18 protein-coding genes are annotated in these 22,492 nt (G+C 72.0%); 2 read left to right on the top strand and 16 right to left on the bottom strand.

Translation table 11 applies throughout. The features are described 5' to 3' along the window. Positions 1-5: 5 nt before the first annotated feature. Complete coding sequence (locus NQU55_RS06850; RefSeq protein WP_168095482.1) at positions 6-2,054, bottom strand: NADPH-dependent 2,4-dienoyl-CoA reductase; 2,049 nt, start codon at positions 2,052-2,054, stop codon at positions 6-8. Positions 2,055-2,292: 238 nt separating this feature from the next. On the opposite strand from NQU55_RS06850, the gene NQU55_RS06845 reads away from it, so the two are divergent. Beyond that, positions 2,293-2,964 (top strand): hypothetical protein, encoded by a 672-nt coding sequence (locus NQU55_RS06845; RefSeq protein ID WP_256790031.1) that lies wholly within the window; start codon positions 2,293-2,295, stop codon positions 2,962-2,964. A gap of 87 nt (positions 2,965-3,051) precedes the next feature. On the opposite strand, the gene pcaB is transcribed toward NQU55_RS06845, so the two are convergent. The 14 genes from pcaB to sbnA form a co-directional block, all read right to left on the bottom strand. After that, complete coding sequence (gene pcaB / locus NQU55_RS06840; RefSeq protein WP_168092527.1) at positions 3,052-4,488, bottom strand: 3-carboxy-cis,cis-muconate cycloisomerase; 1,437 nt, start codon at positions 4,486-4,488, stop codon at positions 3,052-3,054. Next, entirely contained in the window at positions 4,485-6,449 is a 1,965-nt protein-coding gene (locus tag NQU55_RS06835; RefSeq protein WP_168092526.1) for an FAD/NAD(P)-binding protein, read from the bottom strand. Before NQU55_RS06835 ends, pcaB begins: the two co-directional genes overlap by 4 nt. A gap of 39 nt (positions 6,450-6,488) precedes the next feature. After that, entirely contained in the window at positions 6,489-7,022 is a 534-nt protein-coding gene (gene ssuE, locus NQU55_RS06830; protein ID WP_168092525.1) for an NADPH-dependent FMN reductase, read from the bottom strand. Between the two features lie 58 nt (positions 7,023-7,080). Beyond that, the gene (locus NQU55_RS06825; RefSeq protein ID WP_256790028.1) at positions 7,081-8,589 is read right to left on the bottom strand and encodes an FAD-dependent oxidoreductase; all 1,509 of its coding nucleotides are present in this window, start codon (positions 8,587-8,589) and stop codon (positions 7,081-7,083) included. Further along, positions 8,586-10,670, bottom strand: coding sequence for a molybdopterin oxidoreductase family protein (locus NQU55_RS06820; RefSeq protein WP_206329242.1), 2,085 nt, complete (start codon positions 10,668-10,670; stop codon positions 8,586-8,588). Before NQU55_RS06820 ends, NQU55_RS06825 begins: the two co-directional genes overlap by 4 nt. Positions 10,671-10,680: 10 nt before the next feature. Beyond that, positions 10,681-12,027 carry a nitrate/nitrite transporter gene (locus NQU55_RS06815; RefSeq protein ID WP_168092524.1) on the bottom strand — a complete coding sequence of 449 codons (1,347 nt, stop codon included), beginning with the start codon at positions 12,025-12,027 and terminating at the stop codon, positions 10,681-10,683. A gap of 154 nt (positions 12,028-12,181) precedes the next feature. Beyond that, complete coding sequence (locus NQU55_RS06810; protein ID WP_168092523.1) at positions 12,182-13,045, bottom strand: PAS domain-containing protein; 864 nt, start codon at positions 13,043-13,045, stop codon at positions 12,182-12,184. Then, positions 13,035-13,790, bottom strand: a complete 756-nt coding sequence (locus NQU55_RS06805; protein WP_168092522.1) for a thioesterase II family protein — start codon at positions 13,788-13,790, stop codon at positions 13,035-13,037. The genes NQU55_RS06810 and NQU55_RS06805 overlap by 11 nt, the downstream gene beginning before the upstream one ends. After that, entirely contained in the window at positions 13,783-14,016 is a 234-nt protein-coding gene (locus tag NQU55_RS06800) for a hypothetical protein (protein WP_058042642.1), read from the bottom strand. The genes NQU55_RS06805 and NQU55_RS06800 overlap by 8 nt, the downstream gene beginning before the upstream one ends. Positions 14,017-14,062: 46 nt before the next feature. Beyond that, positions 14,063-14,635 carry a hypothetical protein gene (locus NQU55_RS06795; protein ID WP_168092521.1) on the bottom strand — a complete coding sequence of 191 codons (573 nt, stop codon included), beginning with the start codon at positions 14,633-14,635 and terminating at the stop codon, positions 14,063-14,065. 384 nt (positions 14,636-15,019) lie between these two features. Next, positions 15,020-16,234, bottom strand: coding sequence for an acyl-CoA dehydrogenase family protein (locus tag NQU55_RS06790; protein ID WP_168092520.1), 1,215 nt, complete (start codon positions 16,232-16,234; stop codon positions 15,020-15,022). Further along, positions 16,231-17,958 (bottom strand): amino acid adenylation domain-containing protein, encoded by a 1,728-nt coding sequence (locus NQU55_RS06785; protein WP_168092519.1) that lies wholly within the window; start codon positions 17,956-17,958, stop codon positions 16,231-16,233. The genes NQU55_RS06790 and NQU55_RS06785 overlap by 4 nt, the downstream gene beginning before the upstream one ends. Continuing rightward, positions 17,955-19,013 (bottom strand): 2,3-diaminopropionate biosynthesis protein SbnB, encoded by a 1,059-nt coding sequence (sbnB, locus tag NQU55_RS06780; protein ID WP_168092518.1) that lies wholly within the window; start codon positions 19,011-19,013, stop codon positions 17,955-17,957. The genes NQU55_RS06785 and sbnB overlap by 4 nt, the downstream gene beginning before the upstream one ends. Continuing rightward, on the bottom strand, positions 19,010-19,993 hold the full coding sequence (gene sbnA, locus NQU55_RS06775; protein ID WP_168092517.1) for a 2,3-diaminopropionate biosynthesis protein SbnA: 984 nt from the start codon (positions 19,991-19,993) through the stop codon (positions 19,010-19,012). The genes sbnB and sbnA overlap by 4 nt, the downstream gene beginning before the upstream one ends. A 354-nt stretch (positions 19,994-20,347) precedes the next feature. Between sbnA and NQU55_RS06770 the strand changes: the two genes are divergently transcribed. Then, a complete protein-coding gene (locus tag NQU55_RS06770) occupies positions 20,348-21,139 on the top strand; it encodes a helix-turn-helix transcriptional regulator (RefSeq protein WP_168092516.1) in 792 nt (263 codons plus the stop codon). Positions 21,140-21,232: 93 nt separating this feature from the next. Here the strand turns inward: NQU55_RS06770 and NQU55_RS06765 are convergent, their stop codons facing one another. Further along, positions 21,233-22,489 carry an MFS transporter gene (locus NQU55_RS06765; protein ID WP_168092515.1) on the bottom strand — a complete coding sequence of 419 codons (1,257 nt, stop codon included), beginning with the start codon at positions 22,487-22,489 and terminating at the stop codon, positions 21,233-21,235. Between the last annotated feature and the right edge of the window lie 3 nt (positions 22,490-22,492).

Raw genomic sequence — 22,492 nt, 5'->3', positions numbered from 1 at the left:
TCGCGTCAGATCTCCGCCGCGAGTTCGGTGCCCTGGCGGACGGCCCGCTTGGCGTCGAGCTCGGCGGCCACGTCCGCGCCGCCGATGAGGTGGACGGACTGCCCGGCCGCGCGCAGTTCCTCGTACAGGTCTCGCCGCGGCTCCTGCCCGGTGCAGAGCACGACCGTGTCGACCGGCAGGACGGTGGACGCGCCGTCGACCGTGATGTGCAGGCCTTCGTCGTCGATGCGGTCGTAGGTGACGCCGGCGACCATGGTCACGCCGCGGTGCTTGAGCTCGGTGCGGTGGATCCAGCCGGTGGTCTTGCCCAGGCCCGCGCCGACCTTGCTGGTCTTGCGCTGGAGCAGGTGCACGGTGCGCGGCGGCTCGGGCCGGCGGGCCTCGCCGAGCCCGCCGGGCGTGCGGTATCCGGTGTCGACGCCCCAGTGGCGGAAGTACGTCTCGGCGTCCAGGCTCGCGTCCTCGCCGCTGTCGGTGAGGTGGGCGGCGACGTCGAAGCCGATGCCGCCCGCGCCGACGACGGCCACGCGCTCGCCGGCCTCGGCCCCGTCGCGCAGGACGTCGAGGTAGCCGACGACGCTGGGGTGGTCCGCGCCGGGGATGTCCGGGGTGCGGGGGGTGACGCCGGTGGCGATGACGACCTCGTCGTAGGCCCGGCCCGTGAGGTCCGCGGCGGTGACGGTGGTGTTCAGGCGGACGTCCACGCCGTGCTGGGCGAGCTGGGTGCGGAAGTAGCGCAGGGTCTCGCCGAACTCCTCCTTGCCCGGGACCCGCTTGGCGACGTTGAGCTGCCCGCCGATCTCCGCGGCCGCGTCGTAGAGCGTCACGGCGTGGCCGCGCTCCGCCGCCGAGACCGCGAAGGCGAGCCCGGCGGGGCCCGCGCCGACGACGCCGATGCGCTTGCGGCGCCGGGTGGGCGCGAGGACGAGCTCGGTCTCGTGGCAGGCGCGCGGGTTGACCAGGCAGGAGGTGATCTTCCCGCTGAAGGTGTGGTCGAGACAGGCCTGGTTGCAGCCGATGCAGGTGTTGATCGCGTCCGCCCGGTCCGCGCGGGCCTTGGCGACGAAGTCCGGGTCGGCGAGGAAGGGGCGGGCCAGCGAGACGAGGTCGGCGTGGCCCTCGGCGAGCAGCTGCTCGGCGACCTCGGGGGTGTTGATGCGGTTGGTGGTGACCAGGGGGACGGAGACGGACCCCATGACCTTCTTCGTCACCCAGGCGTACGCGCCGCGCGGCACGGAGGTGGCGATGGTCGGGATGCGGGCCTCGTGCCAGCCGATGCCGGTGTTGATGATCGTGGCGCCGGCGGCCTCGACCTCCCGGGCGAGGGTGATCACCTCGTCCAGGGAGGAGCCGCCGGGCACGAGGTCGAGCATCGAGAGCCGGTAGATCAGGATGAAGGAGGGCCCGAGGCGCTCGCGGGTGCGCCGGACGATCTCCAGGGGGAAGCGGATGCGGTTCTCGTACGAGCCGCCCCAGCGGTCGGTGCGCCGGTTGGTCGCGGCCGCGATGAACTCGTTGATCAGGTAGCCCTCGGAGCCCATGATCTCGACGCCGTCGTAGCCGGCGTCCCGGGCGAGCTCCGCGGTCCGCACGAAGTCCTCGACGGTCGCCTCGACCTCCTCGTCGGTGAGGGCGTGCGGGACGTACGGGCTGATGGGCGCCTGCACGGCGCTGGGCGCGACCAGGTCGGGGTGGTGGGCGTACCGGCCGAAGTGGAGGATCTGCAGGGCGATCCGGCCGCCCTCGCGGTGCACGGCGTCGGTCACGACCCGGTGCTCCTCGGCCTCGGCCGCCGTGGCCAGCCGGGCCCCGCCCGCCCAGGGGCGCCCCCGGTCGTTGGGGGCGATGCCTCCGGTGACGATCAGCCCGGCTCCGCCGCGGGCCCGGGCGGCGTAGAAGGCCGCCATCCGCTCGAAGCCCCGCTCGGCCTCCTCCAGCCCGACGTGCATGGATCCCATGATCACGCGGTTGGGCAGCGTGGTGAACCCCAGGTCGAGGGGGCGCAGGAGGTGCGGGTACGGGGCCGCCTGGGCGGCCGGGCTGGAGGGACTCATCGGGGGCCTTCCTCGCGGTGTCGTCCCCTCTAGTTCTAGAACACCGGATCCGCTTTTGCAACAAGTTGCATAAGGATCTCGATGGGTTACTGGGAGAAAGGTGTACCAAGTGGAACATTTCATGATCAACTACAACTTTACCAACCCTTGGTGTAGTTGACTCAATCCATGCACCAGTCTCTGGATCAACACCGGAACCCCTGGTTCCATCAAGCAAGTTGAGAGGCACGGGATCACGTTGAACTCACGCGTCATGCGCAACGGCGGCAGACTGGCGGCCCTTTCGGTGGCCGCACTCGGAATGACGGCGGCCATGGCCCTGCCGGCGGCCGCCGCCGACGAGCCCACCCGCAAGGAGCTCATAGCCGACTGCGCGTCGGGCGAAGGGAAGTGCAGCTTCAACGACCCGGTGCTCGGCAAGGCCTTCCTCGGCGAGTTCCGCCAGGTCTCCAACTCGCTCTACAACTGCAGCACCTCGGACGCCACGCAGTCGATGGGCTGGTCCGACTCGGTCGGCTCGACCGACTCCGTGGGCGTCTCCGTCACGGCCGGCGGCAAGATCGCGGGCATCGTCGACGTCAGCGTCACCGCGAACTACGGCCACTCCTGGTCCAGTTCCCACGAGGAGAACAGCTCCCTGAACATGACGGTCAAGCCCGGCGAGGTGGGCTGGATCTCCCGCGCCCAGGTGATGCAGACCGTCTCGGGCACCTGGCAGACCCACTACGACAGCCCCAAGTGGGGCCACTACTACTGGTACGTCCCCGACACCATCACCGGCCCCGCCAAGAACGGCACGGACGGGCAGAGCAACGCGGTGGTCGTCAAGACCCGCAAGATGACGTCGGCGGAGAAGGCGTCCTGCTCCTCCGGCAGCAAGGCCGGCAAGGCGTTCACCGCCCAGCGCTGATCCCGGCGCCGGCCCCGGGGCCGACCGTTTCCCACCCGGCCCCGCCCGGCGGCACCCCCGTCCGCCGGGCGGCGCGCAGCGGTCGGCTCAGGCGCACTCCCCCGTGCGCGCCCGGTGGTGACCGAGCGCCCTGTCGACCAGTTCCCCCGCACTGCCCGCGTACCGCGTCGGATCGAGGAGCTTGGCCAGGGCCTCCGGCGAGAGGTGCCGGCCGATGACGGCGTCGGCGGCCGCGGCCTCCGCGAAGGAACCGCCGCCGGCCATCGCTTCGGCCGCGACCCGGGTGATGTGCTTCTTCGCCTCCGCCTTGCCCATGCCCGCCGCCAGGTGGACGGCCAGGCGCTCGGCGACCACCTGCCCCCGGGTCAGGGTCAGGTTCTCCGCCATCCTGCCGGGTGCGGCGGTCAGGCCCTCCGCGAGCTCGGCCGCGGTGTGCGCGGCACCGCCGGCCAGCCGGAGCGCCTCGCGGAGCGGCTGCCATTCCGCGTGCCAGGCGCCGGCCGGCCGCTCGTCCTCGGCCAGCATGGCCTGGTGGAGGACGGACACGTAGCCCGGCATCTGCAGACCGGCGGAGACCAGCAGCGCGGACAGGACGGGGTTGCGCTTCTGGGGCATCGCCGAGGAGCTCCCGCGGCCGTCCACGAAGGGTTCTGCGGCCTCCCCCACCTCGGTGCGCACCATGTTCTGCACGTCGAGGCCGAACTTGCCCAGGGAACCCGCCAGCAGGGCCAGGTCGCCGCCCAGGCCCGCCACGGGGATGCGTGCCGTGTGCCAGGGCAGGACGGGGTCGGCCAGGCCCAGCTCCCGGGCGAACTCCGCCGAGAGCGACAGCGCCGAAAGGGCGTCCCCGGGGGCGCCGTTCAGCGCGGCGACCTCCTGGTAGGCGGCCATGGTCCCGGCGGCACCGCCCAGTTGCACGGGCAGCCGGGCCCGGGACGAGCGCAGCCGGTCCTCGGCTTCCCCGACGGCATGCATCCAGCCCGCCGCCTTGAGGCCGAAGGTGGTCGGCACGGCGTGCTGGGTGAGTGTGCGGGCGGCCATCGGGGTGTCACGGTGGGCCGCGGCCAGGGCGGCCAGGGCCCGGCCCACCCGGGTCAGGTCCTTCAGGACCAGGTCGAGTGCGCGCGCGGTGACCAGCATGGCCGCGGAGTCCAGGATGTCCTGGCTCGTACTGCCGAAGTGGACGTGTTCGGCCGCGGCCGGGTCCTCGGCCGCCACCGCCCGCGTGAGGTCTCCGACGAGGGCGACCACCGGATTGGCGGCTTCGCGCGCCCTGACCGCCAGGGAGACGAGGTCGAAGCGTCCCTTGTTTGCGACGGAGGCGATGGCGTCGGCCGACGCCTGCGGGATCACGCCGAGGCGGGCCTGGGACCGGGCCAGGGCCACCTCCGCATCGAGCATCGCCCGGAGCCAGGCGGCGTCACCGAGCAGCGCCTCGGCAGGAGTTCCCGCGCGGACGGTGGACAGCAGGCCGGCGTCCAGGTCCCGAGCGGCGTCCGGCGGCTCAGGTGCAGGCGTGTTCATACGGGGCGGTTCCCTTCATGACGGAGGACTGCTGCGGGGCGGGTGGCGCGTGCGGTCAGCGCCGCCCGGGCGATGGCGTCGGAGTCGCCGAGCGTCACGGAGTTCACCCCCGGCCGCACGCCTGCGGCCGTGACCCAGTGGACGTGTTCCGTGGGGATCCCGTAGGCGAACCGGGCGGGGTGCGGGCGCCCGCCCGCGTCGATCACTCGGTACGGGCGGCCGGTGACGCTCAAGCCACCCGTCCGGTAGCCGGGACCGGACGGATCGCCGATGTCGTACGGGCGGCACCGGCCGGCCGCCAGGAGGTCGCTCATCAGGGGGTCCCGGGTCGTGCGGAGGTCCGGCTCGGGAAGCCTGGCCTCGACGAGGGCCGCCACGCGCACGGGGTCCGCCGCCCGGGTGAGACGGGACGTGACGGCGAACCCGCCCGTCTCCGCGTCGGCCCTCACGGTCATTCCCGGGCCCACGAGGGTGAGGACGCCGGCCTCGACGAGCGCGGTCATCTCCTGGATGCGCCGCACCGGAGGGCCGATGGAGAGGAAGGCGTTCAAGGGCGTGTACCAGTGGTCCAGGTCGGCCCGGTAGGAACTGCCCGTGATTCCCCCGTGGTCGACGATGAGACGTATCTCGTTGCGGAGGTCGCGCAGAACGTCCAGGGCCGCCTTGAGCGGGTTGGTCACATTGCCCTGCGACGCCATGGCGGCGTCGGCGCGCAGGTGACCGACCAGCCAGGTGTTGAAGCCGGCGATTCCCTGGAAATCCTGTCCCTCGTACGGTTGCTGGAGACGGTTCCAGTCCCAGTGGTCCTCACGGCCGACCGAGAACTCCAGCAGCAGCGGCTCCTCCGGCTCGGCGGCGGCGACCACCTTGGCGTACCGCGTGAGGAATTCCCCGGCGACGTCATGGTCCTCCCGCAGTGCGATCAAGGCGGCGTAGTAGGTTCCTTCAACTTCCTTGCTCGCCAGCGGCCATATGTCCCTGCGGAAGTCGGCCGGGCGGCCCGTTGCCGCCCGCTTCCTGAACCGGTCGATGACGTCGGGTGTCAGGAAGAGCGGAGAGTGGCGCTCGGACACGCCCTTCTCGTTCTCGCCCCGCGCGTGGTGGGGGATCCCGCGCCGGGATCCGGCGACGAGCCGCGGCTCCGCCCCCGACGGCTCGTAGACGAGCCCCCGGTCGCCCGGGCGGAACGTCCCGCCCCGGCCGGTGGTCAGGAGGGCCATGTAGTCGAAGAAGTTGAGCCCGAGGCCGCGCAGGGCGACGACGGAACCGGGAGACAAGCCGGTCAGGTCGGCGTCGGCGGGATTGGACGGCGGGACGTACACGCTGCCGTGACGTTCCGCATGGTCCGCGAGCACGCGCTCGGGGCCCGACGGAGCGGCGTCCGTGTGCCCTTGCGCGAGAACGACCGCATCGAGCCCGGACAGGACGGCTCCGTCGTCCAGCTCGACTTCCTGCCGGCCGTCGGCGCCGTCGGCGAGCCGGACCGCCACGGCCCTGTGCCGGTGCACGGTGACCTGTTCCGGTGCGGCAGCGACGATGTGCTCGTAGGCCCACTCCAAGTAGGCGCCGTAGAAAGCCCTCGACGGATAGGTGTCGGGACCCAGCCGCGCGGCTTCCTGCCGCACGGCCGCCGCGTAGGCGTCCCCCCGGTCGGTGGAGGAGAGCGCCCGGGCCCATTCGTGAAGGCTCGGCCCCGTGGCCACCGGGCCCTCCAGCTCGACGCTCTCGTCCGTGAAGATCGTGATCTGGGAGGCCACCGTGTTCATCAGCAGGTCGTGCGGCTGGTCCGTCCGCCAGACCCTGCCGGATCCGGCGGCGAAGGGCTCGACGACCTCAAGGGTGACGGGAACACCGGGGATCACGGCCGGTGCGTTGACGCATATTCTCTCGATGACCGAGAGGCCGCGCGGGCCGGCCCCGATCACGGCAATGGACCTGGTCTCAGATTCGGATGACGCCATGTTCAGCTTGCTCCTTAGCACGGCTCTCACGCCGTCCGGTCAGGGTGCCGCGATCAGTGCTTTGCGGAACTGCTCGATCACGCCGTCGAGCATTTCCGTGCTCTCGGGCAGAATGCTGGGGCTGCCGCTGCTGCAGTCCAGGTGCTTGTCCAGCAGGAAGAAGCTCTGCACGACGTGGCGCGCGCCGAGCGACTGCACGACCGGCCGCAACGCGTAGTCCAGGACGAGGACGTGAGCCGTGCTGCCGCCGGTGGCCAGCGGCAGCACGACCTTGCCGGTGAAGCCGAACTGCGGGAGCAGGTCCAGGAAGACCTTGAGCAGCCCGGAGTAGCTCGCCTTGTAGGTCGGTGTGGCCAGGACGATCCCGTCGGCCCGGGCGACCTGCTCGGCCGCCTCGGCGATCGCCGGGTCCGAGCGGTCCGCGTTGAGCAGCGCCGCCGCGGGCAGCGTACGGACCCTCAGGTGCGCGGCGTTCCATTCGTATTCGGCAAGCCGCTCCGCCACCAGATCGCCGACCATTTCGGTCTTGGAGGTCGGAGACGGACTGCCGGAAATTACCAGGACTTTGGACACGGCCGCTCCTAGGAAGTGTCGCGATAGAGGTTTTCTCAGGTGTTCCTGGGGTTACAGGTCAGCGGACGAGGAGCTCTTTCAGCTGCTGCGCATCCGGCCGTTGTTCCACTGCCGGGGCGAATGCGGCACCGGCATCGCCCGAGCGGGCGTCGCCGGGCTCGCCCTGCACCGCGCGCGTCGCGTCGAGCCACCGGCAGATGCCGTCGACCGCCCCGGCGCAGCCGCCGCAGCCGGTGGAGGCACGCGTGACGCGGGACAGGGCGTCCGGGGTACGGGCCCCGCCGCGCCAGCCGGCCACGAGGGCCCGCTTGGTGACGTTGTTGCAGCGGCAGACGACGGCCTCGTCGGGGAGGTCTCCGGGAGCGTCCGCCCGTCCGGCGACGGCCCGTCCGGCCAGCAGGGAGAGCCGGTCGACGGGGGTGGGCGCGCCGGCGTCGTAGAGCTGGCTGACGGCGGCCACGGAGGAGGGGAAGCCGAGCAGGATGGCGCCGACGACGCGCTCGTCCTGCAGGGCCAGGCGGGCGTACTGGCCACGGGCCGGGTCGGCCAGCGTGACGACCTCGGCGCCGGGGAGGGCGTGGTTGCCGTCGCCGATGACGGCGAGGTCGACGCCGCGGGCCTTGAGGCGGGTGACGGTACGGGTGGCGGTGTAGGGGCGGTCTCCCCCGGTGAGGGCTTCGGCGAGGGTCTCGGCCTGCTCCCAGGCGGGGGCGATGAGGCCGGGGACCAGCCCGGCGTGCTCCGCGCAGTCGCCCAGTGCGTGGATGCGGGGGTCGCTGGTGCGCATGTGGTCGTCCACGACGATGCCGCGGCCGACATCGAGCCCGGCGGCCCGGGCCAGCTCGGTGTTGGGCTGGACGCCCGCGGAGACGACGACCAGGTCGGCGGGCAGGCTCGACCCGTCGTCGAGGACGAGCCGGCCGCCGGTCCAGGAGGCGGCCGCCCGGCCGGTGTGGATGCGGATGCCGAGGCGTTCGAGCACGCCGGCCAGGGTCTTCCCGGCGGGCGCATCGAGCTGACGCTCCATCACATGTGGTCCCATGTGCACCACGTCGACGCCGTGGCCCCGGTCGCCGAGGGCGCGGGCGACCTCCAGGCCGAGCACGCCGCCGCCCAGGACGACGATGCTGCCCGCACGGGGCAGGAGGTCCTCCAGACGCCGGCAGTCGGCCAGGGTGCGCAGGGCCACCACGCCGTCGGCGGGGCCGCCCCCGGCGCCGGTCAGGCCGGGCAGGGGCGGCAGGAAGCAGCGCGCGCCGGTGGCCAGCACGAGCTCGTCGTAGGGGTGCAGCAGCCCGTCGCCGGTGCGCACCGTGCGCCGTTCCCGGTCGATCCCGGTCACGACGGCTCCCCTGCGGACGGTGACGGTGCCGCTGTCGTGGCCCGTGAGGTACGTCTGCTCGGGGGAGAGCTTCCCGGAGATCACCGAGGGCAGCAGCACCCGGTTGTAGGCGGGTTCGGCCTCCGCGCCCAGGACGGTGACGGCGGCCCGGGGGGCGCGCGTGCGCAGCAGTTCGGCGAGCCGGTGCCCGGCCGGGCCGTTGCCGACGATGACGATGCGGTTCACAGCGCACCGCTGCCGGTCGCGGCGCCGGAGCCCAGCGGCTCCAGCCGTACGGAACAGACCTTGAACTCCGGCATCCGCGACACCGGGTCCAGCGCGGGGTTGGTGATCAGGTTGGCCCTTCCGGCGCCGGGGAAGTGGAACGGCAGGAACACGGTGTCGGTGCGCAGCGAGGCCACCGTGCGGACCCGTGCGACGGTCGCGCCGCGCCGGGAGACGACGCGGGCCAGTCCGCCCGCGGTCAGCCCGCTGCGGCGGGCGGTGTCGGGGTGGACCTCCACGAACGCCTCCCCGTCGGCTTCCACGGACTCGGGGACGCGGCGGGTCTGGGCCCCGCTCTGGTAGTGCGCGAGCACCCGGCCCGTGGTGGCGTGCAGCGGGTAGGCGCCGTCGGGCAGTTCCGCGGCGTCGCGGTGGGCGACCGCCCGGAACCGGGCGCGGCCGTCGTCGTGGGCGAAGCGCTCCAGGAACAGCCGCGGCGTCGGCGAGCCGCCGGCGGGGAACGGCCAGTGCGCCGGCTCCGCCCGGCCCTCCAGGTGCTGCGGTTCGATGCCCGAGTAGTCCGCGGCCCCGCCCTGCGAGGCGCGCCGCAGCTCGGCGAAGACCTCGCCGGGGTCGTCGGGGAAGCGGTGGGCGGGCTGACCGAGCCGGCCGGCGAGTTCGCGCAGGACCCACAGGTCGGTGCGCACGCCCGGCGGCGGGTCGACCGCGCGGCGGCGCCGCAGCACCCGCCCTTCGAGGTTGGTCATGGTTCCTTCCTCCTCGGCCCACTGCGTCACCGGCAGCACCACGTCGGCCAGCCGCGCGGTCTCCGACGGCACGAAGTCGGCCACCACCAGCAGGTCCAGCGCGGCGAGCCGGTCGGTGATCCGCCGGGCCGCGGGCGCCGACACCACCGGGTTCGAACCGAACACCAGCAGCGCCCGCGGCCCGCCCGGCCGGCCCAGGGAGTCCAGGAGCTCGTAGCCGCTGGGGCCCGCTCCCGGCAGGTCGCCGGGGTCTACGCCCCATACGCCGGCCACGTGTTCCCGGGCCGCCGGGTCGGTGATCTTGCGGTAGCCGGGCAGCTGGTCGGCCTTCTGGCCGTGCTCGCGGCCGCCCTGCCCGTTGCCCTGGCCGGTCAGGCACCCGTAGCCCGAACCCTCCCTGCCCGGCATGCCCAGCGCCAGCGCCAGGTTGATGTAGGACGAGACGGTGTCGGTGCCCTTGGAGTGCTGCTCCGCGCCGCGGCCGGTGAGGACGTACCGGCGCTTCGCCGCGGCGAGCATGCGCACCGCGGCGTACTGGTCGGCGACCGGCACTCCGGTCACCCGCTCGGTGCGCTCCGGCCACCACTCGGCGGCCCGCCGCCATGCCTCGTCGAACCCGGTCGTGCGCCGCGCGACGTAGTCGCGGTCCACGTGCCCGTCCACGACCGCGACGTGCAGCAGGCCCAGGGCGAGCGCCAGGTCCGTGCCCGGGGCGGGGCTCAGGTGCAGCGCCGCGCGCTCGGCCGTCGCCGACCGCCGGGGGTCCACGACGATCAGGTCGGCGCGGGCCAGGTGCTGCATGAGCGGCGGCATGGTCTCCGCGACGTTCGCCCCGGCCAGTAGGACCACCTCGGCCGAGGCCAGGTCGGTCACCGGGAACGGCAGGCCCCGGTCCAGTCCGAACGCCGCGGATCCGGCCGCCGCGGCCGAGGACATGCAGAACCGGCCGTTGTAGTCGATCTGCGAGGTGCCCAGCGCGACCCTCGCGAACTTGCCCAGCGTGTAGGCCTTCTCGTTGGTCAGCCCGCCGCCCCCGAACACCGCCACGGCGTCCGGGCCGTGTGCGCGGGCGATCCTGCGGAGCTCCGCGCCGACGTGGTCCAGCGCGGTCTCCCACGGCACCTGCCGCTGCTCCGCCCCCGGCTGCGGCCGCATCAGCGGCGAGGTCAGCCGGTCCGCCGCGGACAGCACCCGGGGTGCCGTCCACCCCTTCATGCACAGACGGCCCGCGTTGACGGGGAAGTCCTCGTCCGGGGAGACCGTCAGCCCCTGGGGCGAGACCTCCAGCCGGGTCCCGCACTGCAGCGCGCAGTACGGGCAGTGGGTCCGTGTCATCCTCGGCTCCTCACGCCGGTTCCGGGCGGGGCCGGTCGGCCGCGGCCGGCCGGTCCTTGCGCAGGTAGACCGCGCGCACCACGAGGACGCAGGCCGCGTAGAAGACGAGGAACCCCGCGATGGCCGGGCCGGCCGAGCCGGCGGCGCCGAAGGAGAACCTGAACGCCAGGTTGATGAGCACCCCGCCCAGCGCGCCCACCGCGCCGGCGATCGCGATCACCGCGCTGGAGGCCTGGGAGGACGGGCCGGCCGGGGAGCCCGCCGCACCGTCCGCCCGCCCCGCGAACACCTCGGGGATCATCCGGTACGTCGAGCCGTTGCCGATGCCGGCGAACGTGATGAGCACGGTGGACGCGATGATGAACGCCAGGGACGAGGACGCCTCCGTGGCCAGGTACAGGAACGCGGTCCCGGCCGTCATCGCCAGCAGCATCCACAGCGTGACCCGCGCCCCGCCCCACCGGTCGGCCCAGCGCCCGCCGACGGGGCGCGCGAGGGATCCCAGCAGCGGGCCGAGGAACGTCACCGACGCTGCCTGCAGCGCGGTGAAGCCGAACTGCTCCTTCAGCACCAGCCCGAACGCGAACCCGAAGCCGATGAACGAACCGAACGTCGTCACGTACAGCAGGGACAGCATCCACGTGTGCTTGTTGCGCAGCGCCGCCCGCTGCGCCGACCCCTGGTGCTGCAGCGTCGGCAGGTTGTCCATCCACAGGGCCGCGGCGACGGCGGCGAGCACGATCAGCGGCATGTAGAGCGAGACCAGGTAGACCGGGTGCGTGTCGCCGGCCGCCGCGAGCACGGCGAGGCCCGCCAGCTGGGCGGTCACCACGCCGAGGTTGCCGCCGCCGGCGTTCAGGCCCAGCGCCCATCCCTGCCGGTGCCGCGGGTAGAAGGCGTGGATGTTGCACATCGACGAGGCGAAGTTCCCGCCGCCGATTCCGGCGGTGGCCGCCACCAGCACGAACACCCACAGCGGCGTGCCGGGCAGCCGGACGAACACCGCCGCCAGCGCGGTCGGCACGAGCAGGACCAGCCCGGCGAACACCGTCCAGTTGCGCCCGCCGAACCGGGTCACCAGATATCCGTAGGGCAGCCGCATCAGGGCTCCGACCGCCGTCGGGATGCTGATGAGCAGGAACTTGTCCGAGGCACTGAAGGAGAACCCGTTGTCCGGCCCGAGGAAGAGCACGAGCACCGACCACAGGGTGAAGACCGAGAAGCCTATGTGCTCATTGACGATGGACACCACGAGATTGCGGCGGGCGACCCTGCTGCCCGTCTCGCGCCAGAAGCGCTCGTCCTCCGGGTCCCAATTCGCCAGTAACGACGGTGACCTGTCCTGCACCTGGGTCATCGGATATTCCTTCCCCCACCGATCGGGACGCGTGATAAGCGAATCGAGACGTGCAGTGATGACTTGATGGATTGCGCGGTGAGCAGTGAGCAGTGAGCAGTAGAAGAACGGGCGGGTGGGGCGCGGCGGATGCCGCGCCCCACCCGCCCGGCGATCAGGCCGGCCAGCCGAACGCGCTGATGGTGTCGCGGGCGCGGCCCGGCTCGGGGTCGTTGAAGACGAAGCAGCGGGTGTTGCTGACGCTGCCGCCCTCGGCCTGCGCCGTCGAGAAGATCAGCACCGGCCGCGGCTCCCCGTCCTTGGTGACGAAGTTCGCGCGGAAGTTGATGATCGGCGAGTCCTCGTCCCAGCGGGAGAGGAAGTCGTCGAGCAGGCCCTGGTCCTCGTAGATCTTGCGGATGTGACCGCCGACGTACTCGGTCGGCGTCGCGGTGTAGTCGACCAGGGCGACGTCCGCGGGGTTGGCGTGCATGACGTTGCCGTTGACCCCGATCAGGTGGATCGCCACCGGCGCCACCTGGTAGAACTCGCGCATCACCGCTTCCTTGTCCTTGGCCGGGGCCAGGGACGGGTGGGCGCACTCGTCGACCGCGCGGATCCAGGCCATGGCGTCGGACAGGGCCGCGTCCTCGGTGCTGGTGCTGGAGACCGGCAGCCGCTCGCCGAGCTCCGGGCGGCTCACCCAGTGGATGCGGGTGCCGGCGCCCTCGCCCGTCAGCACCGCGTTGACGCGGACCGCGCGGTCCTTGCCGGCGGCGCTGCGGAAGGTGACCGCGGCGTGCTCGATCCGGCCGTCCTTCTTCAGCCGCTCCAGCAGCCCGGCCAGGTCCTCGCCCGCACCGCCGGACAGGATCCGCTCGCCGAGGTGGGAGGTCTCCCCGCCCATGAGGACGGAGAGCGCCTTGTTGTGCAGGACGACGGCGCCGGAGCCGTCGGTGACCGCGATGCCCACCGAGCTGTTCCCGATGACGTCGATCAGCTGGTCGGTGGAGGGGATGGTGACGTTTTCAGCTGTCATTTCTGACTCCCAGGTCTTCTGAATTCGAATTCGGATGACGATTCACGATTCTGCCGATTGTCGCGGCTATTTCCTGCCGGCCGGACAGATGGTAATCATGTCCGCCATTGAATGTAAACATTCCCAGAAAAGGACCGCTGGTAAAGCTTTTCCATTCGAGCATTTCCGCGGGCCGGGCGAATGCGTCGGCACGTCCGCAGAACAGTGCGAGGGGTGCGCGGAGCCGCTGCCCGGAGGTCCGGTGTTCCCGGCGCATCCGGAGGTCGTCCAGCAGGCGGGCGCCCTCGGTGTCGCCCTCCCGGTCCGCCGGCCGCTGTTCCCGGCGCAGGGCCGCGAACGCGTGGACCACCAGGGAACGGGGCGCGCTTCCCGGCTCACGGGAGCCGGAGACGAGCAGGGTGGCGACTTCGGCCCCGCCGTCGGGCCGGGCTTCGAGCAGGGCCGTGAGCTCGTACGCGAACAGCGCTCCCAGGCTGTGGCCGAACACGTGCAGCCGCCGTCCGGGAAGCAGCGCGGCGAGTTCGCCGGCCCACCGGCCCACGGCGCCGTGCACCGAGGCGGGTGCCTCGTCGTGCGCCAGGCGGCCGCGGCCGGGTATTTCGCAGTGCACCGCCGGCAGTGCGGCCGGCAGCCGGGACCCGATCGGGAGGTACGGCGACGTGACGCTGCCGGCGGGCGGCAGGAAGACCACGACGTCGGTGGCCTCTTCGAGGCTCCCCTGCACGACATAGGCCCGTTCAGACATGGAGGAAGTTCTTCTCGATGCCCTTGAGGGTGCGGAAGGCATCGAGATCGACCTCGTTGGACTGGAGCATCGTGCCGCGCAGTTCCTCGACGTAGAGGACGAGCTCCACGAACTGCAGGGAATTGATGATCCGCGTCTCGATGATGTCGGTTTCCTGGTCCAGGTCCGTCAGGTCGGGATTGCGTTCGAGGATCCAGGAGCGCACATCTGTCCAGCTCGCCGGCATAAACCGCTCCTTATTCTTTTCGACTGTCTGACACCCGCGTACGGGATTACCGGCCCGCCCCGGCCGCCGCGTGCGTGGCGAAGGCGTTGAACGCCGCGATCCGGTCGGCCACTTCGGAGACGAGGGCGAGGTCGCCCGGGCCGAGCGGGCCCCGGCGGTGCGCCTCGCCCCGCACGAGGACGAGGTGGCCCCCGGGAACGCCCCGGTAGTCCAGCGAGAGGGCCACCGCCGAGTCGGCCCCCCACTCGCGCAGCAGCTCCAGGTGGGCCGGGTCCGTCTGCTTGGCCGTCCCCTCGTGCCCGCTGATCACGAGCTGGGGGCCGGAGCCCTTCAGGGCCAGGGCGCGTACGCCGTCCAGCGCCGCCGAGAACTCGGCCGGGGACTGGACGACGGGCCCGGAGTGCGTCGCCGGGGCGTCCAGCGAGACCGCTGAGGCCATGAAGGGGACGCACGCCTTGGCCGCCGCCGGTACGACGTCCGCCGCGCCGACGGTGCCGCGCACGGTGGCGCTGATGTGGGCGAGGAATCCCAGGGACTCCTCGGCGGCCTTTCGCCCTGCGATGTAGCGCAGCGCGGTCGTCCAGTTCTCGGTCGAGTTTTCCGTGGTGTTTCCGGGCATAGTGGGCCCCTCGGAGAATTCGGTTCGGGTGGGGTTCGTGATTCGACGTTAACGGGTTTTCCCCGACCGGCGCAAGGATTTTCATCCCGGCCTTTTGTCGAATCGGTGATTCATTTGCCGCACAGAATTAAGGCATGACTGTGCCACATAACCGCATTACTGAATTACTGCATTGCCCCGTTGTTTTTCCGGCGCGGCGGAGGGCACGGAAAGGGCGCGGGAACCGGCCGGCGCACGGCCGCCGTACAGTCGCCGTACGGCCGGGAAGCGGCGCAGGCGAGCGCCGTGCGCAGGGAGAAGGCGGGCGCGGAGCCGTCCGGGCGGGCCCTCACGGGCCGCTCCGTGGCGCGCCGGCATGCCGCGGACAGGCTGCCCGCAGGCTGATCAGGCGAAGTTCACGTCCGGGTCGAGCAGGCACAGCTGCCCGTCCGCCAGATGCAGGCGGTCGTTGCTGTAGTTCAGCGCCGCCGAGCGCAGGTCGCGCAGGGACTTCTCCAGCCGGGTCGGCGAGTCCTGGAGGTAGCCGTGGCGCAGGCCGACGGCGTCGACGAGGTCGTTGACGGCCGCGTGGCACTCCTCGGCGGCGGTGATCTTGAGGTTGTTCAGCAGCAGCTGGACGCCCGGTGCGGACAGGTCCGTCTCCCCCGCGACCAGCTCCTGCGTGCGCCGCAGCAGGGCGTGGACGCCGTCGAGCCGCTGCCGGGACCGGGACAGCCGGGTCAGGAACAGCTCCGAGCCGAGGTCGAACCGTTTGCGGACCTTGGGGTCGCGCAGCAGGTGCAGGACCCGGGACAGGGCCCCGCAGGCCGTGCCCAGCCAGGCCGCCGACCAGCCGAGGTGGGCCAGCGGGCCGAACACGCCCTGGGCGATCCGGTGGAAGGCGCCGTGCTCGCCGAGCACCTGGTGGGCCGGGACGGAGCCGGTGAGGGTCAGCGGGAGGCTGTGGCTCGCGCGCATGCCCATCGGGCACCACTGCCCGGCGCTCTCCACGCGCAGCTGCCGGCGGTGGGCGTAGACCAGGGAGACGTGGTGGTCCGCGGTGGCCTCGGGGCTGCGCATCGTGATGAGGAAGCCGTCCGCCACGGTGCCGCCGGTCACGATCGGCGCGGTCCGGTCGATCTCCAGGGTCCCGTCGGCCTCGCGCAGCGGGGCGTACGACCTGAACAGGTGCCCGCCCTTGCCGAGTTCGGTGGTGACCGAGGCCAGGTAGAGGTCCCCGGACGCCAGCAGGGGCAGCAGTTCCTCGCGCAGGGGCGACTGCGCGTGGCGCACGATCGCCTCCGACTGCTGACAGTGCATCGCGAAGATCATCGCCACCGACATGTCGGTGCGCCCCAGGATCATGCTGACGTCGACGAGGTCGGCGACCGTGCCGCCGAGGCCCCCGTCGGCGGCGGGCACGAGGAGGCCGAGCAGTCCGGTGCGGCGCATCTCCGCGAGCGCCTGCTCGGGGAAGACCGCGTCGCGTTCGGTGCGCGCGAGGTCCTGTTCGGCGACGCGGGCCACCGCCGCGGCCCGTTCCGCGAGGGTCGGTGTGCCGCCCGCCGGTCCGCCGCCGTCCGCGGGGGTCTTCGTCCTCTTCACGGCTGCCGTGGTCATCGCGCCTCTTTCCGGGGAGTGGCGGCGGCCGCCTGCAGCGACCGGTGGTCGATCTTTCCGTTGGGTGTCAGGGGCAGTGCGTCCCACTCCCGCCAGCGCCGCGGCACCATCGGCCGCGGCAAAGCCGCGCCCAGGGCCTCCTCCAGCGCCTCCGGCGACGCCGGGCCGCGCAGGCAGTAGTGGGCGACCAGTTCGGCGAGGTCGCCCTCGCCGGAGACCGTGACGGCGCACTTGTCGACGGCCGGGTGCCGGCTCAGGACGGCTTCGATCTCGTCGAGCTCCATGCGCACGCCGGCGACCTTCACCTGCCGGTCGCTGCGGCCGAGGTAGTGCACGAGCCCCTCGTCGAAGCGCGCCAGGTCGCCGGTGCGGTAGAGCCGCCCGGTCGCCGAGGCCGGGTCGAAGGGGTCGCGGAAGAAGGCGCGGTCGGTGGTGCCGGGGTCGTTGAGGTAGCCGAGCCCCACGCCGGTCCCGCCGACGAACAGCTCGCCGCTCTCCCCCGGTTCGGCCGCCCGCCAGATGTCGTCCGCGCCGCGCACCAGCAGGTAGAGCGCGGTGTTGACGACGGGTGAGCCGACCGGGAGCCGGGGGCGGGCGAGGTCGGCGGAGGTCACCAGGTGGTGGGTGACGTCGTCGGAGCACTCGGTGGGCCCGTAGGCGTTGACCACGGCCACGTGCGGGAGGCCGTCGAGGACCCGTGCCGCCACGGCGGGGTGGAGCTCCTCGCCGGTGGACAGCAGCCAGCGCAGTCGCCGCAGCAGTCCGCCGCCCAGGCGCTGCGCCTCGTCGACGAGCCAGCCGACGACGGTGGGGACGAGTTCGACGACCGTCACGCCCGCGGTGTCCAGGGTGCCGACGAGCCATCGCGGGAAGCGCATGGCGCTGTCGTCGACGACCACGAGCCGCCCGCCCGCCAGCAGCGGGCAGAGCATCTGCCAGATCGAGATGTCGAACACCAGCGGGGCCGTGAAGGCCACCACGTCGTCGGGGCCCAGGGACAGGTCGGTGACCTTGGCCCAGAGGTGATTGAGCATGCCCTGGTGCTCGACCGTGGCGCCCTTGGGGCGGCCGGTGGTTCCCGAGGTGAAGATGGTGTAGCGGGTTTCGCGGGAGCGGTCGGCCGTGTTCCGGGGCAGCCGCGCGGCGGATCCCGGCGCGCCGTCGGCCTGCGGTCGCAGCGTGGGGATCTCCTCGGCCGCGGCGGCCGCGGTCGCGGCGCGCGTCCCGCCCGCGTCGCCGGCCGCCCCGGAGTAGTCCAGCAGCAGCGCGGCCCGGCTGCGGTTGAGCACGTCCCGGACCCGGCCCTCGGGCCAGCCCGGGTCGACGGGCAGGTAGGAGGCGCCCAGGCTCTCCAGGGCGAGGAAGACGACGGGCGTGCCGGTGCTGCGGGGGCCCACGGCGGCGACCACGTCACCGGCGCGCACGCCCCGGGAGAGCAGGGCGTCCCGCATCGCGGCGACCCGCTCCAGCAACTGCCCGTAGGTCAGCGTCCGTTCGCCCTCGGTGACGGCGGGACGGCCGGGGGCCTGCTCTGCGTGCCGGATGACGTACTCCAGCACGCCCGTCCGCGTGTCGGCGTCCTGGGCCTTGCGCAGGGCCAGGGCGTTGGCCCGGTCCACCGTGCCGGGTGCCAGGGGGAGTTCGGCGCGGACGTGCACCGCGCGCCCGGTGTCCTGCGGCGCGTCCTGCCGCGTGCCCGGCTGCGTGTCCTGTGACGTCGTCATCGGGTCACCGCCTCCGTGCCCGGGCTGCCGTGGCGCTGCAGGTCGTGGAAGAAGCCGTCGACCACGGAGAGTTCGCCCTGTTCCCGGGCCCGGGTGAAGACGTGTTCGCCGACCGCGAGGTCGAGCACGCCCAGGCCGAAGGGCGAGAAGACCACGGTGCGGTCGTCGGGGACGGCCGTCCTGCCGGTGAGGACGTCGTACAGCGTGCCGTCCAGGAAGTCACGGCCGCCGGTCAGCTGCTCGGCGAGGTGGACCGAGGTGTTCGCCTTGAGGACGTGCTCGACGTCGTCGACGACGTTGACGCTGTCGAGGATGACGTCCGTGCCGAGGTCCCGCAGGGACACGTGCAGCACCAGCGGGTGGTGGGCGAACCAGGACGGGTCGAGGAGGTGCGGCGTGGCCGCCGTGGTGGCGCAGACGACCACGTCGGAGGAGCGGACGAGTTCCTCGGCGGAATCGTGGACGCGTACGGCCGCGGTGCCGGCGGCGGTGCCCAGATAATCCGCGAAACTACGGGCGTAATCCGCCGACAGGTCGTGGACGCCGAATTCTTCGGGGGCCAGGTCCAGTGCGGAGAGATAGGTGTGCAGATAGCGGGCGATGAGCCCGGTGCCAAGATATCCCACACGGCGTGCGGAGCGCCCTCCGATAAGGGCCCGGGCCGCGACCGCGGCGGATGCTGCGGTGCGCACGGCGCTGATGATGGAGCTCTCCAGGCACGCGTACGGATATCCCGTGTCCGGGTCGTTGAGAACGAGGACGGCGGAGGCCCGGGGAATGCCCCGGTCCAGGTTGGCGGGAAAGCTGGAGATCCACTTGATGCCGTCGACCGGGCGGTCGCCGCCGACCGAGGCGGGCAGGGCGATGATGCGGGCGGTGGGCCGGTCGGGAAAACGCAGGAAGTAGGAGGGCGGATTGATGGTGCGGGCCTCGCCGTGCAGAAGGTAGGCCTTTTCGACGAGTTCGGTGATTTCCCGCTGCCGGCCGTCGAGCACCCGGTGCACGGTGCGGCCCGGGACGACGGAGAATTCTGGGATTCCTGCCTGGTCGCTCAATGGTTCTCCAGGAGTGAGTGGACGTCGTCGTGGCCGTAGTGATGAGTGACCCACGTGTCGTCGTAGATGGTGTCGACGTAGCGCTCCCCCAGGTCGGGGGCGATGGCGACGGCGGTGCGGACGGGGGTGCGGTGCCGGGCGAGCCACCGGGAGGCGGCGCTGACGACCGTTCCCGAGGAACCGCCCAGGAGCATCCCGCGCGCGGCGAGCCGGCGGCAGGTGCGGATGGTGTCGATCTCGTGGACGCGGATGACCTCGTCGACGAGGTCGCCGGTGAGTTCCGGGTCGATCAGCGGCATCGGCGTGCCGGCGCCGAGTCCGGGGATGTGCCGTGGCCCCGGGGTTCCTGCGAAGCTGACCGAGCCGACGCTGTCGACGGCGATGATGCGAACCTGAGGCCGGTGTTCGCGGAAGTAGCGGGCACAGCCCATGAGGGTGCCTCCGGTGCCCGTGCCGATGAACAGGGTGTCGAGGTCGGGGAACTGCTTGGCGATGAAGGGGGCGGTGTTCTCGTAGTGCGCCGCCCAGTTGGCCGGGTTCTCGTACTGGTTGAGCCAGACGTAGGCGGGGTCCTCCCGGCAGCGCTTTCGCACGTAGGCCTTGCGGGCGGCCAGGTAACCGCCGGTGGCGTCGGGTTCGCCGACGATGACGACCTCGGCGCCCAGGGCCCGCATGAGGTTGACCGTGGCGGGGTTGCAGTTGGGGTCGGTGACGCAGACGAAGCGCAGCCCTTTCGACGCGGCGGTCACGGCCAGAGCCACGCCGAGATTGCCGGAAGAGGACTCGATCAGAATGGAGTCGGGGCCGATGACGCCCTCGCGTTCCGCGGTGGCGACCATCCATGCGGCCGGGACGATTTTTATGGATCCGGCGAAGTTGAAGCCTTCGCATTTGAGGTGGAGCGGTATGCCGAGAGTGGGCCGCAAATCGATGTAGACATCGCTCTCGAGCAGCTCGTGGGCAGCGGTGATGAAGGTCATGCGTTGCGTTCACTTCCATTCCTCTGCAGGGATCGCCGAAACAATCCACGGCAAAGCGAGTCGTGGTCCGCAGGGCATGCTGGATCAGCCCGGACCACATCATGTGTCGCATGTGCGGAAAGGGCGATGAATGGGCGCGCTGAAGCTCTGAGAATGGAAAGGTAAGGGCTCGGCCGGCGCGGCACCGCCGGTCACCCCGGGCGTTTATCCGGCTGGTCGGGTCCGGAAAACGTTACGGACGCGGAGATCGCGCCCCGAGGAAAGTCGTGGAATCCGTTCGAATGTCTTTCTGCACCCCCCTGCCCTGGAGCTTCTCAAAACCGTCTGTTCGGTCGGTAGTGAATAATCGGCCAGGTGATACTTCATAACGGCCATGATCAAGATGTCGTCCGGCGCTTCGTCCTGCGCCCGGACGAGACCGTCCCTCCGCACCGGCACGAGCACACGCAGGTCGTCGTTCCGCACACCGGCGTCCTGGCCGTGATCACGGCACTGGGAACCTGGGTCGTCGCCGCCCCGGACCGCGCCGTCGTCATCCCGCCGGGGCTCGAACACTCGCACCGCGCCCACACCCGGAGCCTCGTGTCGACGATCATGCTGGCCTACCCGCTGCTGCGGGCCCGGGCCGGCGACCGCCCCACGGTGGTGAACCTGACCCCGCTGGCCCGGCACGTGCTGACCGCGCTGTCCGAACCGGACCGGCCGGCCCGGATGCGGTCCGCGCTGGAGAACGTGCTGCGCTACGAACTCCGCAGCGAGAAGCACCAGTCCAACGCGCTGTCGCTGCCCACTCCCCGCGACCCGCGGCTGCTGGCGATGAGCAGTGCGCTGATCAACGCCCCCGCCGACGGCCGCAGTCTCGACGACCACGCGCGGGACCTCGGGACCAGTCAGCGCACCCTGCGCCGGCTGATCAAGGCCGAGCTGGGGATGTCCTTCCCGCAGTGGCGGACCCTCGTCCGCCTGGTCGCCTCACTGGCCCACCTCGCCAACGGCGAGTCGGTCACCAATACGGCCCACCTGTGCGGGTTCACCTCGCCGAGCGTGTTCATCGCCCGCTTCAAGGAGTTCGTCCACGTCACGCCGGGTGCCTACCGGGACCGGATGCTGGCGTCGGCAGCGGACACCGGCCACAGCCCGCCGTGAGCCGGACCCCGGGAGCGCCGGGGCGCCGGAACGGACGGGAGCCTCCGGGCCGGTGAGGGCCCGGAGGCTTCCGCGGCCGGCGGGCAGGGGCCCTCAACGGGCGTCCCGCCGGGAGGGGGAGAGCTCGGCCTCGGGGGTGGCCGCCGCTCCCTGTTGCACGGGGGCCGGAGCCGCTCCGGCCGAAGGCGCCGGAGCCGGTGCCGCCGGCTTCGGCACGACCGGCTCGGGCAGGGTCCGGAAGAGCAGCCAGGCCAGGGCGGGCATCGCGATCAGGGGGGCCAGGGCCGTCTGCAAGGAGGTGGCGTCGGCGACGCTGCCGATGACCGGGCTGACGAGGCCGCCGATGCTCACGGTCAGGCCGAGGGTGATCCCGCTGGCGGTGCCGACGCGCGAGGGGAGGTAGTCCTGGCCGAGGGTGACCTGCAGCGAGAAGGGGATGTAGAGCCCGGCCGAAGTGAGGGCCACGAACAGGTAGATCACCGGGCCGGGGGCGTAGACGATGCCCGCGACGGCGGCGACGGTCATCAGGTACGCCCCGCGCACGACGGTGACCCGGTCCCACCGGTTGGCCAGGTTGCCACCCAGCACCGTGCCGACCGCGCCGCCCAGGTAGAGCACGCACAGCGCCGCGGTGCCGGCCGCCGTACCGCCACCCGTGCGCTGCTGGGTGTAGAACGAGATGAACGTGCTCAGCCCGATGAACACGATGGACCGGCAGACCACCGCCAGCGCCAGCTTCACGAACGAAGCCCTGTCGTCGGCGCCTTCCGCCGCAACGGCCTTGCGGGCGCCTGTCCCTGACGTCCTGTCCAGCATGCGTACGACGAGGAGGCACAGCACGCTGCCGGCGAGGGCGGGCACCACGAACAGCGGTGTGAGTCGCAGGCCTCCGGCGGTCATGACCCCCGCGACCATCAGGGGGGCGACGGCGAAGCCGAGGTTGCCGCCGAGCGAGAACCAGCCCATCGCGGTGTGACTGCCCTTGCTGGCGACGCGCGCGACGCGGGCGGACTCGGGGTGGTACGCCGCGACGCCGACCCCGGAGACGGCCACGAACACCAGCGTCAGCGCGTAGGACCCGCCGAGGCCGCTCAGAGCGATCCCCAGCCCGCCGAGGAACGTGCTCAGGGGCAGCAGCCAGGGCATCGCCCACCGGTCGGTGAGCACGCCGAACAGCGGTTGCGCCACGGAGGACAGCAGCGACGCGGCGAGCACGATGCCCGATGCCGCGGCGTACGTGTAGTCGCGCTCGGCGACGAAGAACGGCACGAGCGCGGCCACCGCACCCTGGTAGACGTCCACACAGGCATGCCCGACCGAGAGGAGGAGGATCGCTTTGTTCCTTGGCACCTC

Source organism: Streptomyces telluris, from assembly GCF_024519335.1.
GTDB lineage: Bacteria > Actinomycetota > Actinomycetes > Streptomycetales > Streptomycetaceae > Streptomyces > Streptomyces telluris.
This window is presented reverse-complemented; position numbering and strand designations above follow the sequence as displayed.